Annotated in this window: 13 protein-coding genes; 6 read left to right on the forward strand and 7 right to left on the reverse strand. The window is 61.9% G+C overall.

Features of this window, described 5'->3' with window-relative positions; all coding sequences use genetic code 11:
• Positions 1–114: 114 nt before the first annotated feature.
• From AAGS40_RS17270 to AAGS40_RS17280, 3 genes are all read right to left on the reverse strand, one after another.
• Entirely contained in the window at positions 115–1,986 is a 1,872-nt protein-coding gene (locus AAGS40_RS17270; protein WP_345816000.1) for a hypothetical protein, read from the reverse strand.
• 297 nt (positions 1,987–2,283) lie between these two features.
• Positions 2,284–2,946, reverse strand: a complete 663-nt coding sequence (gene pdeM, locus AAGS40_RS17275; RefSeq protein WP_345816001.1) for a ligase-associated DNA damage response endonuclease PdeM — start codon at positions 2,944–2,946, stop codon at positions 2,284–2,286.
• Positions 2,943–5,594 (reverse strand): ligase-associated DNA damage response DEXH box helicase, encoded by a 2,652-nt coding sequence (locus AAGS40_RS17280; RefSeq protein WP_345816002.1) that lies wholly within the window; start codon positions 5,592–5,594, stop codon positions 2,943–2,945. The genes pdeM and AAGS40_RS17280 overlap by 4 nt, the downstream gene beginning before the upstream one ends.
• A 432-nt stretch (positions 5,595–6,026) precedes the next feature.
• Between AAGS40_RS17280 and AAGS40_RS17285 the strand changes: the two genes are divergently transcribed.
• Positions 6,027–6,377, forward strand: coding sequence for an FKBP-type peptidyl-prolyl cis-trans isomerase (locus AAGS40_RS17285; RefSeq protein ID WP_345816609.1), 351 nt, complete (start codon positions 6,027–6,029; stop codon positions 6,375–6,377).
• Positions 6,378–6,482: 105 nt separating this feature from the next.
• Positions 6,483–6,950, forward strand: a complete 468-nt coding sequence (locus AAGS40_RS17290) for a DUF488 domain-containing protein (protein ID WP_345816003.1) — start codon at positions 6,483–6,485, stop codon at positions 6,948–6,950.
• Between the two features lie 10 nt (positions 6,951–6,960).
• Here the strand turns inward: AAGS40_RS17290 and AAGS40_RS17295 are convergent, their stop codons facing one another.
• Complete coding sequence (locus AAGS40_RS17295) at positions 6,961–7,191, reverse strand: DUF2964 family protein (protein WP_345816004.1); 231 nt, start codon at positions 7,189–7,191, stop codon at positions 6,961–6,963.
• A gap of 434 nt (positions 7,192–7,625) precedes the next feature.
• On the opposite strand from AAGS40_RS17295, the gene AAGS40_RS17300 reads away from it, so the two are divergent.
• The 4 genes from AAGS40_RS17300 (at position 7,626) to cls (ending at position 11,088) form a co-directional block, all read left to right on the forward strand.
• The gene (locus AAGS40_RS17300) at positions 7,626–8,069 is read left to right on the forward strand and encodes a hypothetical protein (protein WP_345816005.1); all 444 of its coding nucleotides are present in this window, start codon (positions 7,626–7,628) and stop codon (positions 8,067–8,069) included.
• A 217-nt stretch (positions 8,070–8,286) separates the two neighbouring features.
• Positions 8,287–9,165 (forward strand): H-NS family nucleoid-associated regulatory protein, encoded by an 879-nt coding sequence (locus tag AAGS40_RS17305; RefSeq protein WP_345816006.1) that lies wholly within the window; start codon positions 8,287–8,289, stop codon positions 9,163–9,165.
• A 23-nt stretch (positions 9,166–9,188) separates the two neighbouring features.
• Positions 9,189–9,674: a hypothetical protein gene (locus tag AAGS40_RS17310; protein WP_345816007.1), complete on the forward strand. Its 486-nt coding sequence runs from the start codon at positions 9,189–9,191 to the stop codon at positions 9,672–9,674.
• A gap of 151 nt (positions 9,675–9,825) precedes the next feature.
• The gene (gene cls, locus AAGS40_RS17315) at positions 9,826–11,088 is read left to right on the forward strand and encodes a cardiolipin synthase (RefSeq protein ID WP_345816008.1); all 1,263 of its coding nucleotides are present in this window, start codon (positions 9,826–9,828) and stop codon (positions 11,086–11,088) included.
• Here cls and AAGS40_RS17320 read toward each other — a convergent pair.
• Genes AAGS40_RS17320 through AAGS40_RS17330 form a run of 3 tightly spaced genes read right to left on the reverse strand, consistent with a single transcriptional unit; the run spans position 11,083 to position 13,933 of the window.
• A complete protein-coding gene (locus tag AAGS40_RS17320; RefSeq protein ID WP_345816009.1) occupies positions 11,083–12,060 on the reverse strand; it encodes a hypothetical protein in 978 nt (325 codons plus the stop codon). The genes cls and AAGS40_RS17320 overlap by 6 nt on opposite strands.
• Complete coding sequence (locus AAGS40_RS17325; protein WP_345816010.1) at positions 12,054–12,845, reverse strand: MetQ/NlpA family lipoprotein; 792 nt, start codon at positions 12,843–12,845, stop codon at positions 12,054–12,056. The genes AAGS40_RS17320 and AAGS40_RS17325 overlap by 7 nt, the downstream gene beginning before the upstream one ends.
• A complete protein-coding gene (locus tag AAGS40_RS17330; RefSeq protein ID WP_345816011.1) occupies positions 12,842–13,933 on the reverse strand; it encodes a formylglycine-generating enzyme family protein in 1,092 nt (363 codons plus the stop codon). Before AAGS40_RS17330 ends, AAGS40_RS17325 begins: the two co-directional genes overlap by 4 nt.
• Positions 13,934–13,947: the final 14 nt, after the last annotated feature.

Here is a 13,947-nt window from a genome sequence, read left to right on the forward strand (position 1 = left end):
ATCATTCTCGCGCAGACGCTGCCGACTGACTGTCCCATGTTCGATACGCTCGGCTGCAAGAACGACACCAGCGCGCTGGGCACGCCTATTGGGACCGGAATTGCTGCTGCGGGATTAGGCGCGGATTCGGCGGGATTGCAGGGCGGCGGCGAAGGCGCGGTTTCGGTCGGCGCAGCGGTCGCTGGTGGAACTGGGGCGACGGGTAGTAGTGGCCGAAGCGGCGGCAACAATGCCGGCGCAAATAGCGGCAGCGGTTCGGGTTCGACGGGTGTGGGCTCGGGTAGCACTGGAAGCGGTAATGGTGGTGGTAGTGGCGGTAACGGCAACGCGAACGGCAACGGCAACGGTAACGGCAACGGCAGCGGTAACGGCAACGGCAACGGCAACGGCAGCGGTAACGGCAACGGCAACGGCAACGGCAACGGCAACGGCAACGGCAACGGCAACGGCAACGGCAACGGCAACGGCAACGGCAGCGGTAACGGCAGCGGCAACGGCAACGGCAACGGCAACGGCAACGGCAACGGCAACGGCAACGGCAACGGCAACGGCAACGGCAACGGCAACGGCAACGGCAACGGCAGCGGTAACGGCAGCGGCAACAATGGGGCCGGAAGCAGTGGTACTGGCGGTGGGTCGGGTAGTGGGACAGGCGGTGCTGGAGCGGGTGGTGCCGGAGCGGGTGGTGCCGGAGCGGGTGGCGGCGGAACCGGTGGCGGCGGAACCGGTGGCGGCGGAACCGGTGGTGGCGGAACCGGTGGTGGCGGTGACAACGGCGGCGGCAACGGCGGCCATGGCAACGGCGGCCACGGTGATGGTGGTCATGGTGACGGCGGCCACGGCGATGGCGGCCACGGTGACGGCGGCCACGGTGACGGCGGCCACGGCGACGGCGGTCACGGTGATGGCGGTCACGGTGACGGCGGTCACGGTGATGGTGGTCATGGTGACGGCGGCCACGGCGATGGCGGCCACGGCGATGGCGGCCATGGTGACGGCGGCCACGGCGATGGCGGCCACGGTGACGGCGGCCACGGCGACGGCGGCCACGGTGACGGCGGCCACGGCGATGGCGGCCACGGTGAAGGTGGTCACGGTGATGGCGGACACGGTGATGGCGGCCATGGCGACGGCGGTCACGGTGATGGCGGTCACGGCGACGGCGGCCATGGTGACAGCGGTCACGGCGATGGCGGCCACGGTGACGGCGGTCACGGTGATGGCGGCCACGGTAATAGCGGTCACGGTGATGGCGGTCACGGCGACGGTGGCAAGGGTGGGTACGGCGGTGGCTTCGGTCACGGCGACGGAGGTCATGGCGACGGCGGCCATGGTGACGGCGGTTACGGTGACGGCGGCAAGGGCGGCTTTGGCGGCGGCTTTGGCGGCGGCTTCGGCCACGGTGATGGTGGCCACGGTGATGGTGGCCATGGCGACGGCGGCCATGGCGACGGCGGCAAGGGCGGCTTTGGCGGCGGCTTCGGCCACGGTGATGGCGGCCACGGTGATGGCGGCCACGGCGATGGTGGCCACGGCGACGGCGGCCATGGTGACAGCGGTCACGGTGACGGCGGCAAGGGCGGCTTTGGCGGCGGCTTCGGCCACGGTGATGGCGGCCACGGCGATGGTGGCCACGGCGATGGTGGCCATGGTGATGGTGGCCATGGCGACGGTGGCCATGGCGACGGTGGCCATGGCGACGGCGGTCACGGTGACAGCGGCAAGGGCGGCTTTGGCGGTGGCTTCGGCCACGGTGATGGCGGCCACGGCGACGGTGGCCACGGCGACGGTGGCCACGGCGACGGCGGTCACGGTGACGGCGGTCACGGTGACGGCGGCAAGGGCGGCTTCGGCGGTGGCTTCGGTCACGGTGATGGCGGCCACGGTGATGGCGGCCACGGCGATGGTGGCCACGGCGATGGTGGCCATGGCGACGGCGGTCACGGTGACGGCGGCAAGGGCGGCTTCGGCGGTGGCTTCGGCCACGGCGACGGCGGCAAAGGCTCCTCAAGCGGTTCCGGCCACGGCGGCTTCGGCGGCTTTGGCGGGGGCTTCGGCGGCTTCGGCGGTGGCTACGGTCGCGGCGGCTTCGGTGGCGGCCATGGCGGCGGATACGGCGGCGGTCACGGCCACTGATTGACCTCGGCACGCGCCGGCCAGCAGAACGGCCGGCGCGTGCCAAGTCGGCGGCATCCAAAAAAAACGAGCGGACGCCCAGCGCCGCTCGTCCTCAACGCAGAACGAGAACCCCGGACATCCGGCAACTCGCATCAGCGTCTATCCTCACTGCACTACCTCGATCACCCTCTCCGGCACCACAAGATAGACGCGTTCGTTTGTCACTCGTCCATCTTCTCGCGCGCCACCGGTGAAGCTCCCAAAAGCCGGCAATACGCCACTCGCGACGCCAAACCGGAAGCATGGCACACGTACCGAATCATTTCTTGTCCTGATCCGATAAACGGGATGTTCGTGTCCTGCGAGCGCATACGCATTCGCAATCCGCTGCGGGTAATGACATAAGGCCCACGGCCCGATACGCCACGGCTCCTGCACCGTTTCGATATTGAGGCAGTCCGGCAACGCACCCGCATGCCGATCGTGATTGCCTTCGACCAGCACGACACGCAGCGAGGGATGTCTCGCGCGCCACGTTTGCAGCGCGTTGAGCGTCTCCTTCGCATTTGCCTCTCGCGCGTGCAGCAGATCTCCGAGGAATACGAGCATGGCCGGCTCGAATTCGGAGATCAGCATGTCGAGCCGCTGTAAATTATCCGCGTTCGAACCCACCGGCACAGGAATGCCGCGAGCGCGAAAGACCGCGTCCTTGCCGAAATGCGCATCGGCGACGAATAACGTGCGCAGTACTGGATCGAAAGCGGCACGCAAACTCGACAGCACGAGCCGGTGCCCTGCAAGAACAATCTCGAGCGAAGCGGCCCTCATACGCGCGCAGCCTTTTCGAGTTCGGCCAGCATCCGCTCGACGCGGTCCGCGAGCTTCTCCGTACTCACTTTCTCGCGCAGACGCCCGACAATGAGCGGAAACGCAAACGGTGTTGGCTTCTTTGGCCGCGTGACGACCACCTGGCTGGTATTCATGCGTTCCAGCGCAATGCGGATTCGCTGCGCGTCGAGTTCCTGCAGCAGTACTTCTGTATCGGCCTGATTGAGCAATAGATTATCGCTGTCGTGATTGCGGAAGATTTCATAGAAAAGACCGCTGGAAGCCTGCAGTTGGCGCGCGCTTTTCTGCTGCCCTGGATGCCCTTGAAACACGAGGCCGGACACTCGCGCAATTTCGCGGAAACGCCGCAACGATAGCTCCGATGAATTGAGGCTCGCCAGAATGTCGTGATCCAGTTCGTTGGGAGAGAAAAGGCCTCGGCCAATTTCCCCTTCCCAGTCGAATGGTTGCGCGGACAACAACTCGAAACCGTAGTCGTTCATCGAAATGGAGAACGTGCCGGGCTTCTCGCGCGCCACTCGCCATGCGAGTAATGCACCGAGACCAATGTGCGCTGTGCGTCCGGCAAACGGATAGCAAAAGAAGTGGTGACCCTCGCGGGATTTCACCAATTCCACGACGAGCACACCCGGTTCGGGCAGCACGGACCACTTCTGCTGTAATTCGAGCAGCGGGCGCACCGCGCGCATTTCCGGTTCGTCATAATTGCCGTGTGCTGCGCGGGCCAGCATGTCGAGCGTCGCGTCGGCCAGTTCGGACGAAAGTGGCATCCGGCTTCCCGCCCATTGCGGCATTGCTCCGCGTGATGTCGTCGCGCGCCGCACCCATGCCGTCATATCCTGCACGCGGATCAGTTCGAGTGCGCGTCCGCCGAATGTGAAAATGTCACCCGGCTTGAGCCGCGAAATAAACGATTCCTCGATTGCGCCGATGCGGCCGCCTGACAGATACGCCACGTTCAGCGTGCCATTCGCGACGATCGTGCCAATGTTGTTGCGATGCCGGCGCACCAGGTCGTCGCGCGGCACGCGGTACTGCCCATCGCTTTCACGCACCACGCGATGGTAGTCGGGGTACGCGCGCAGCGATGTGCCGCCGCCCTCCACGAAAGCGAGTGCCCAGTCGAACTCCGCTTGCGTCAGATATCGATAGGCATACGTCCCGCGAATCTCCTTATAAAGTTCATCTGGATCGAAGCCGCCTCCGATCGCCACCGTGACGAGATGCTGGACCAGTACGTCGAACGGCTTGTCCGGCATATCGCGGCCTTCGATCTGCCGCTTCTCCACCGCCTCGCGCGCGGCAGCCGCCTCGACGAGTTCGAGCGCATGCGTGGGGACGATCGTGACACGCGACGGCCGCCCAGGTGCGTGGCCCGAACGCCCAGCGCGTTGCATCAGACGCGCGACACCTTTGGGGGAGCCGATCTGAAATACGCGCTCCACCGGCAGAAAATCCACACCGAGATCGAGACTCGATGTACACACAACCACTTTCAGCAGCCCACTCTTGAGACCACGCTCTACCCATTCACGGACTTCCTGATCGAGCGAACCGTGATGCAGCGCAATCAGACCTGCCCATTCGGGCCGCGCTTCCAGCAGCGCCTGATACCAGACTTCGCATTGCGAGCGTGTATTGGTGAACACGAGCGATGTCTGCGCATCTCCAATAGCGTCGGCAACGGCTTCGACCTGGCGCATCCCCATATGGCCGCCCCATGGAAAGCGCTCGATCGTATCCGGTATCACCGTGTCGACGATCAGCGCTTTCGGCAACGCGCCGTGAACACTGACACGCGGTGTCTGCACCGGCGCAAGCAGAACCTCGGCTGCAAAAGGCAGGTTGCCGAGCGTTGCCGACAGGCCCCATACCTGCAGCCCTGGCCGCCAGTGCGCGAGGCGCGCGAGCGCGAGCTGTGTTTGCGTGCCTCGCTTGTTGCCGAGCAGTTCATGCCATTCATCGACGATGACGAGTCGCACATGCGACAGCACCTCACGCGCGTCGGGCCTCGTCAGGATCAGCGACAGGCTTTCGGGTGTCGTGACGAGCGCCGACGGCATGCGCCGGTTCTGCCGTGCGCGTTCGGCCGACGACGTGTCGCCAGTTCGCAGTCCGACGCTCCACGGCACGGCAAGTTCGGTTGCCGAGCTTTGCAAGGCGCGGGCGGTGTCGGCGGCGAGCGCGCGCATTGGCGTAATCCACAGGACCGTAAGCGGTTCTGGCTGCGTGCGCGGCGTGCGCCGTTGCTTCGGCGCAGAGTTCGGCTGTTCCGAGAAGGCGGCCAGTGCGCCGAACCAGACAGCCCAGGTTTTGCCGGCACCGGTCGTCGCGTGAAGCAGACCGCTCGCGCCGCGACCGATTTCGCGCCACACATCGCGTTGAAATTTAAAGGGCTGCCAGTGGCGCCCCTCGAACCACTCGGCAAGCCTTTCTTTGAATGGCCGGCCAGCAGCGGCTTCGTCGAGCTTGAACGCAATGGGCTCGAACGCCGGCTCGCGCGCATCGAGCCGCGCCTGCTGTGCGCGACTGCGCGGGATCCGGCGCGGGCGCGGCGCGCGGCGCCTCTCGCGTGCAACCGGAGACGCGCCTGTCGGGTCCTCGTCGGGATCGGGCGGGTTATTCATTTCACCGTGTCTTGGAAACCGTTATTGAATTGCTCTTCAGGAGGTACCTACGAGCGCGTGCTAGCGCGCTCACTCTACGAGTGGACCGATCAATTGCGCTTCTGGTTCACCATCACATCTTCTCATTTACGCCGACGCTGCAGTCTGTATCTGCAACATCCGTCGCCGGATAGCAGCCGCTGCTTTTCAGTGAAACGGTCGAATTGACCGGGAATGCCGCAGGCTGCCATGCAAGAAGTAGCGGTTTTTCCCGAGCATTCACAAGAAGTAGGAGTCTCGCCCGATCGTCGACGTCCACGAGGATCAGACTGCACGTCCATTGCAATGAGCGCGGGAAGCGATCCGTTACAATGACACCCATCACCCCACTGGAGACGTCATTTGAAATCCATCGTTGCTTTGGTCGCTGCCGCGGTTCTTTCCTCGACAGCAATGGCTGCCGCGCCCACCACTGAGAAGCTGCCTTCTGGCGTGATCGTCGAACACCTGGTTCAGGGCACGGGTGCGCAACCGGCGGCGGACGACGTCGTGAAGGTCAACTACCGAGGCACATTGTCCAACGGCACCGAGTTCGACAGCTCTGCCAAACACGGTGGACCGGCCACTTTCCCGCTGAACCGCGTCATCCCCTGCTGGACGCAAGGCGTGCAAACAATGAAGGTGGGCGGCAAAGCCAAGCTCACCTGCCCGGCGGCTACGGCTTACGGTGAACGTGGTGTCGGCCCGATTCCGCCGAATAGCGAGTTGACGTTCGAGGTCGAACTCGTCGGCATCGGCAAATAAGCGGATGCGATGTATGAGCAAGAACCCCGCTTGCGCTACGGCAGCGGGGTTTTTTGTTTATTCTTTGCGTAACTCCGCAATCATGTACGCATCGAGCGACGCGTTATGGTGACAAAAACAGCCAGTCCGCCCGTGCAGGTGGCGACCATCGGCTTCACCAATAAAACGGCGGAAAGTTTTTTCGATCTTCTCAAACGCGCACATGTACGCACGGTTCTGGATGTGCGCCTGAACAATACGTCACAGCTGGCGGGCTTCGCAAAGAAACAGGACCTGCCGTTCTTTCTCGAGAATCTGTGCAACGCCGCCTATGTCGAGCTGCCTGAGCTTGCGCCCGAGCCGTCGCTCCTGAAGCGTTACCGGGCCAAGGAGCTAACGTGGAAAGATTACGAAGCGGCCTACCTCGACCTGATTGCCAGGCGCCGCGTAGAAAGCAGCCTGGACGCCGACATGTTCCGCTCGGCATGCCTGCTTTGCAGTGAACATTTACCCCATCATTGTCATCGCCGGAGTGCACTTGAATACCTGAATGCGCACTGGAACGGCAAGCTTCAGATTTCTCACCTGACTTGATGCGATACGGCTACTCGGCAGGTGCGAACAGCATTGACACATAAAGAATCGTGGAGACCACGATTATGCCTACGCCCACGAGTACCTTGGTGCGATTGAATTCGAGGCCGCCGTTTATCACAACGCCGATTCCCGCGACCGACGTAAGCGTACCGATCGTGGCCAGCAACACGTGAATCTTGCTGCGGATCAGCTTACGGCGCTCCGGGGATGCGTCTTCTTTCCATTTGTCGAGCTTCATTCAGACATCCTTTCAGTCGGGCGCGCGGTGGGTTAAAGACAGCAACCAGGCATACTGCGCGATATCACGCTTCGCAACGATGAGCGTTGCCGAACGAAGAATAAATGAACGCTGGTGAAGTGCAAATATATAACTTTAAAAACTGAAATTTCTGCCTTTGCGCGGCTTTCGCATCGCAGGTCCGACAAAAGCCGGCCATTCAGTCGCGTCGTGCCTTGCTCTGGAAGCCAGCTAAGCCAGCGCGCAGACAGTCAGTTCTTTAGAGCGCGTGAACAGCGGGCGCAGCCTGCTCATCCTTTGCTGTAAGGATTGGCGGCCGGTGCAGGCTATTTCCCGCCGCGTGTTTTGGCTAGCAGCAGGGGAAGTTTTCGCCGCTCCATCCAGCTTTCTATAGCCGACAACGCGTTTAAAGACGCTCGAGTATTAAAAAATTGATGCTGGGTCCTTTGAATCTTCGAATGCTTGCCTATAGTAGAAGCGACTATCGCCGCGACGCACAGCGCCGGTCTTCTCTTGATGCCAATGACGGGGAATCGAAAATGACGCCATCGAATGCCGTGAACTATCAGTCCCAGTCCTGTACGCCGATTTCGCTACAAACTCTGGCCAGCTATCTCGAACTGGCGCTCGACGAAGGGGAAAGTGTCGTGCTGATGCGTGTGGGGACGCATGTGCGCAGCGTGTATGTCGGCGATCCGTCAGGTGCACTCGACGCATTGGCTGATCTCGGCGTGGTGGTCGCATCGCAGGCGGACGAAATGCTTGCATTGACCCGCCTCGGCCTGAACCGGATAACCGCCGGAGAGCAACAGTACCGTTTCATGCGCAGCGTTCGATACATCGCCGATCGTCAGGCGGTTGTATTTACGCCGATTTGAGTGCCGGCAGTGAATTGGAAAGACAAAAGAAGTTCAGGAAGGAAAGAGAAAGAAAGAGAAAGTAAAGAGCATCGCCTGGCCGGTCGAGGAGTCGAAAGGTTCGTACTCCACCAGATAGGCGTAAAACGCGACACCCGTGTATTTTGGGCCGCGCAAACCTGCCTTTCTTCAGTCATTCATGGCATAGTTCGATCGATTCCCACATAAGGAGCAATCAATGCCCACGTTAGAGCAAATCCAAGCAAAGCTGAAAAAGCTCCAGGCACAAGCCGACGTCCTTATTGCCAGAAAGGCGCAAGTCGCGGTCGATCAGATTCGTGATCTGATGCTCAAGCATGGCCTGACCACAGCGGACATCGAAGCCAGCGCGAAAGCCAGGCGCACTTTGCGAGGACTGAATGGCCATGCCAGCGCAAAAGTTGCGAAAGCGGGCAAGGCGTCGCCGAAATATCGCGATCACAAAACCGGCGCAACCTGGACAGGCCATGGCCGCGCGCCGGCATGGATTGCCAGCGTGAAAGACCGCACTCAATTTCTGATCGAAGGCGCGAGTGCATCGACGTCTGCGGCAAAAGCCGGTGTCACGGCAACGAAACGTGGCAAAGGTCAGCCAAAAGGCGCGCAGCCGGCCAAGTATCTGAATCCGAAAACCGGTGCGACCTGGAGTGGGCGCGGTCCGGCGCCGGCATGGCTCGCATCGGTGAGAGACCGCAGCCGATTTCTGATCGACAGCGCGATGGCAGCAACCGGCGATACGGGTCAGAAGGTGGCGACGAGGGCTGCAGCGAAGGCCGGCAACACGAAGGCGGCAGCAACCAGCGGCGCGGTAAGCAAGAAGGCCTCTGCAAAGAAGGTGGTAGCCAGGAAGGCAGTAGCAAAGAAAGCCGCCAGGACAGTTACCGCCAGTAAGGCCTCTACGGCAGCACGTCAAGTAACCGCCACGAAAAGCGCGGCGAGTCCGGCCGCAAAGAAAGCTTCCGCAAAATCCACGGCCGTAAAAACGCCCCGTAAGTCGCCGGGTCGCAAGGCAGCCGCAAAAGCCGCGACGCCGGCCACGCCCGCACCGGAAGCCTCCTCGACGCAAGCCGGCGCATAACGCGCACTGGAGTAATGAAGTAAATGACCCGCGCGCCCGCGTCACCCGAACAGGAAGACCAGGTCGTCCTGCTGGACGATGTTCCTCAACCTGCAGCGGATGCTGCTGGACCGTTTATCGTCGCGAGCGACAGGCGGGTCATTCTTGCCTATCCGATAGCGGAATCCGCCTTCGAACGGTACGGTCCATTCGATCCGGACGACGACCCGTTCTGCACCGTACTGTTTCCGGATACGGCCTTTCATCGCCTTGGTCCGCCCGGTGATGCCGAACTGGACATTCATCCACTCGCGTCACAGGGGCTCAACGGCTTTTCCGCGCACGAGGTGATCCATTCGTCGCTCGCTGCGGAGCTATCGTCCGTCGGTGCAAACGGGCCAGCGCAACGGCATTTCGTGATTACATTCAACGAGTCCACGTTCGAGTGTGTCGCCTCGGACTATACGGTAATCGGTGTTTATGGCGCAGGGGAAATAGCGAGCCGCGAAGCGTTCGCGCTGGTACGGTAGTTCAGTCGGGCAGCAAAGCGCGATCCTACCCTGGCACGCGCAATGCGTGCTGCGGCCGTGGTAATACCCGGCTTAGGGCCCTGTCGTCTCCATTAAAACACGCAGAGTGCCGCTTATTCATGCGCTCTGCCGATTAGCATCGAGGCCACGCATGCTGACGATTCCGATTACCGTCGTTGTAACTGTCGTCATTATTCTGCTCATTGCAAATTTGTCGAGCGGCGAAAAGAAAATCGAGCACAAGATCGACCGGCTTTATTCAAGCGACGATCCGCAATTTCTTCGATCGATGGGTTTGCTGCTCGGGCCGCCCGTGATTTCAGGCAATTGCTTTGAAATGCTGCGTAACGGCGATCAGATTTTTCCGTCCATGCTGGAAGGCATTCGTGCCGCGCGCAAGACGATCACGTTTGAAACATTTATCTACTGGTCAGGGGCGATCGGCGAGCAGATCGCGCAGGCACTCGCCGATAAAGCGCGCGAGGGCGTTGCCGTGCATGTGCTGCTCGACTGGGTTGGCTCGTCGAAAATGGACAAGCGTTATCTGAGCATGCTGCGCGACGCAGGCGCTGAAGTTATCCAGTACCACAAGCCGCACTGGACTGGTCTTGGCCGCATGAACGATCGCACGCACCGCAAACTGCTCGTAGTCGACGGGCGTATTGGCTTTACCGGCGGAGTAGGCATCGCACCGGAGTGGACAGGCGATGCGCAGAACGAAAAGCACTGGCGCGATACGCATTTCCGTGTGGCTGGCCCGGTCGTCGGTCATATGCAGGCCGTGTTCATGGATAACTGGGTCAAGGCGACAGGCAACGTCTTGCACGGCGGGGATTACTTTCCCGACATTGAATCGCAAGGCGACGGTCTCGCGCATATGTTCAGCAGTTCGCCCTCGGGCGGCAGCGACGACATGCAGCTCATGTATCTGATGGCGATCACCGCAGCCACGCACAGCATTCATCTGGCAAGCGCGTATTTCGTACCCGACAAATTGACTATCAACGCGATCGTCGAAGCAGCGAAGCGTGGCGTGAAAGTGCAGATCATCACGCCGGGCAAGCGCATCGACACCCACACGGTACGTGAAGCGTCGCGCGCATGCTGGGGCGATCTGCTGAAAGCGGGCGTCGAAATGTACGAATATCAGCCCACCATGTTCCACTGCAAATTGCTGGTGGTGGACGAGTATCTCGTTTCAGTGGGCTCGACCAATTTCGACAGCCGCTCGTTCAAGCTCAACGACGAAGCCAATCTGAACATATACGACCGCGACTTCGCACGACAGCAAACCGCTGTTTTTGCCGACGACATCAGCAAGTCGCAGCAGATTACGCTGGACATCTGGATGCACCGACCATTGCGCGAAAAGCTGATTGAAAAATTTGTACCGCTACTCGACACGCAACTATGAAGATAGGCTTGCGCCGCGAAGATACGCTTCGACCGTCGTTGCGAACGCCGAATCGCCACTTTCCTTGTTGCGAGTAAGAGGGATGCTCAGTACGGCTTTTGCCCGCTGGTAGGCGTTGGCGAATCCACGTAATTCCTGCGTGACATGCCGGTCGTCCAGACGGCGTCGCGTCATGGCTTGTGCAATGCTGCGGTCGATCAGCGCCAACTGACTGTCGATAAAGTCGATACACCAATCGCGGCATGGCGCGGACGCGCCCGCAACGGCGAGCAACGCCGGTACGATTGAAATCGTTAAGAAGCCGCCTGGCGGAATGCGCGCCAGCGCGGCGGCCGAATCGAACAGTCCCCTGCGCAACGACGCGAACACGGCGCGCCCCCAGAATGCATGGTCGAGTTCGAGTGCTGCACGGCGACGTGACAGCGCGTTGGTCGCGCCGTCGTCTTCTATCCGGCCGTTTGCGACGAGCAGCGGTTCATCCGCGTGCGCGCCCTCCTGAATGCAGTCCGCGCCGAGATAAGCGGCGCTCTGGCTGCGTCCTGCGAGTACGAGATGCTGGAAACGGTCGGGCACGAGCGGATCGAGCGGCACGACTTCACATGTCACCGGTTTGCCCTGCAGATGAACCGCGCAGAGGCCGTCATCCAGCAGAGCGGGACAGCGCGCGAGAGACGGGTAGTCATAGCCTTGCGCCACGATACTGAACGTCTCGCCGTTCGCGTGATGAAGCAGCGTGCGCGCAATCGAATCGAATGCGGCCACGTCGGACTCGTCGAGTACGCTTGTGTGATTGCCCGTGCGCAGGCGTTCACCCGTGCGTCGGCGCGGCACACGCCCAATGGCCAGACAGCCGATGAACAGATCGCGATGCCGGAACAACTCGGGCAGCGACAGGGCGGGCGGCGTGTTGCAGCATTTGCCACACGCTGAACAGCCGAATGAAAACGCGTTCAGCGTTGGCGGTGTCACCACGGGCGGCGCACCGAATCCTGATAGCGCGTCAGGATGAAATGCGCAACGTCGGTCGAGTGATACGACGCGATCAACTGGGCGACCCAAGGCTGGGTGCAATCGCTTTCCCGAACTGTCAGAACGTTGGCATAGGGCGAACGCGCATCTTCGAGGCCGAGGCTGTCGCGCGCGGGAAAGAGGCCGGCGCGTGCGGCGTCGTCACTGTCGATTACAGCGAAGGCTACGCCGGGCAGCGTATCGAACAGCTTCGCGCGCGGCACCTGACGAATCCTCAGATTCAGCCGGTTGCTCGTGATATCGGCGAGCGTCGCATGCAGACCCGCGCTGTCCCTGAAAGTAAGCAACGTGAAATTCTGCAGAAGAATCAGTGCGCGCGCCGTACCCTCGCGATCGGCGGGAACCGCGATCGTCGCACCGCGCTGTAACTGGCTGAGGCTGGTCAGTTTGCGCGAGTACAGTGCGATCGGAAACGTGACCGTGGTGGCAACGCTAGCCAGTGCATAGCCATGCCGTCGGCGCTGCGTGTCGAAAGAAGGCGCATCTTCAAAGCTCGCGGCGTCGATCTCGTTCGACGCGAGCGCTGCGTCGATACGCGCAGGATCATCGAAGACGACGACGTCCAGTGCAAGGCCATGCGTTGCAGCCACGCGGCGTACTTCGTTCATGATCTGCGCGTGCGCACCGGCGCTTACGCCAATCTTGACGACAGACGGCGTAGCGGCGTGCGCGACCTGGAGGAGGGAGGCAGCCAGCACAGCCAGATACTTCGCGAAAAGACGCGTCATGACGCATCCCTCAGTACCGTGCGAAAACCAATGTGCGAGGCCGGCAGATCCGCTTCCTGCTGTTCACGCGATGCCGCGCGATAGCGCACGCAGTAGTCGCGTGAACAGAGGAACGAGCCGCCCTTGATGACCATCGGCGTATCGTGCCTGCGGCCAGGCGGCGCGACGGCTGCGGTGTCGCCGTTGGTATGCGACTGATGCGGGCCGCTGTACACGTCTTTCGTCCACTCCCACGCGTTGCCGATCATGTCGTAGAGCCGGAAATCGTTGGCCGCATAGCAGCCGACGGGCGCGAGTCCAACGTGACCATCTTCATTCGTGTTGAGTATGGGGAAGACGCCCTGCCAATAGTTCGCTGCGGGCTTACCGTGCTCGTCGCGCGGCGCGGTGTCGAGTTGCGCGCCTTCGTGGCCCGCCTTGCCCGCGAATTCCCACTCCGCCTCGGTCGGCAGATCGCGGCCGAGCCAGTGCGCGTAAGCGAGCGCGTCGGCCTGCGTCACCATCGTGACAGGCTGGTTCATGCGGCCGGCCAGCGTGCTGCCCGGCCCGGCTGGATGATTCCACGCGGCGCCTTTGACCCACGTCCACCATGCGAGATCGCGGGCATTCATTTCCTCGCGCGTCGGGCTGTGAAAGACCACTGCGCCGCCCTGGCGCTCGGAATCGCTGACGTAGCCGGTCGCCCTCACGAACGCGGCGAATTGCGCGTTCGTCACGTCCGTCTGATCGATCCAGAAGCCGGCGACACGCGTCATGCCGTCGCCGGCGGGGCGTTCGTCCTCGTAGCCGAGCCGGCTGCCGAATACGAAGGTGCCGCCACGCAGATGCACCATGCCGGCCTTCGGATCGTCGCGCCAACGCACCGGCAGCCCACCGTAGCGCTCGCACTGTGCTTCGTTGCCGAGCGGCACGAGCGGGCGCGAGCGGTTCAGTTCATCGAACGCGCTCGCGTTGCTGCCGCTGAACACCGCCGATGCAGCAGACGTAGCCGACGCAACGGTATAGGCGGTGACAAAGGCCGCGGCCGCGATCACGGCATACATACCGTAGAGCGCGATATTTGATTTCGGTTTGAGACGGAACGTCATGACGAACCCAGCAC

Source organism: Paraburkholderia sp. PREW-6R, assembly GCF_039621805.1.
In the GTDB taxonomy this organism is placed as follows: domain Bacteria; phylum Pseudomonadota; class Gammaproteobacteria; order Burkholderiales; family Burkholderiaceae; genus Paraburkholderia.

Excerpts from the sequence above, each read along its gene's own strand:
- AAGS40_RS17290 (WP_345816003.1), top strand. The coding sequence starts at position 6,483 with ATGGTGACAAAAACAGCCAGTCCGCCCGTGCAGGTGGCGACCATCGGC.
- AAGS40_RS17310 (WP_345816007.1), top strand. The coding sequence starts at position 9,189 with ATGACCCGCGCGCCCGCGTCACCCGAACAGGAAGACCAGGTCGTCCTG.
- AAGS40_RS17295 (WP_345816004.1), bottom strand. The coding sequence starts at position 7,191 with ATGAAGCTCGACAAATGGAAAGAAGACGCATCCCCGGAGCGCCGTAAG.
- AAGS40_RS17280 (WP_345816002.1), bottom strand. The coding sequence starts at position 5,594 with ATGAATAACCCGCCCGATCCCGACGAGGACCCGACAGGCGCGTCTCCG.
- AAGS40_RS17325 (WP_345816010.1), bottom strand. The coding sequence starts at position 12,845 with ATGACGCGTCTTTTCGCGAAGTATCTGGCTGTGCTGGCTGCCTCCCTC.
- AAGS40_RS17285 (WP_345816609.1), top strand. The coding sequence starts at position 6,027 with ATGGCTGCCGCGCCCACCACTGAGAAGCTGCCTTCTGGCGTGATCGTC.
- AAGS40_RS17300 (WP_345816005.1), top strand. The coding sequence starts at position 7,626 with ATGCTGGGTCCTTTGAATCTTCGAATGCTTGCCTATAGTAGAAGCGAC.
- cls (WP_345816008.1), top strand. The coding sequence starts at position 9,826 with ATGCTGACGATTCCGATTACCGTCGTTGTAACTGTCGTCATTATTCTG.
- AAGS40_RS17330 (WP_345816011.1), bottom strand. The coding sequence starts at position 13,933 with ATGACGTTCCGTCTCAAACCGAAATCAAATATCGCGCTCTACGGTATG.
- AAGS40_RS17305 (WP_345816006.1), top strand. The coding sequence starts at position 8,287 with ATGCCCACGTTAGAGCAAATCCAAGCAAAGCTGAAAAAGCTCCAGGCA.
- pdeM (WP_345816001.1), bottom strand. The coding sequence starts at position 2,946 with ATGAGGGCCGCTTCGCTCGAGATTGTTCTTGCAGGGCACCGGCTCGTG.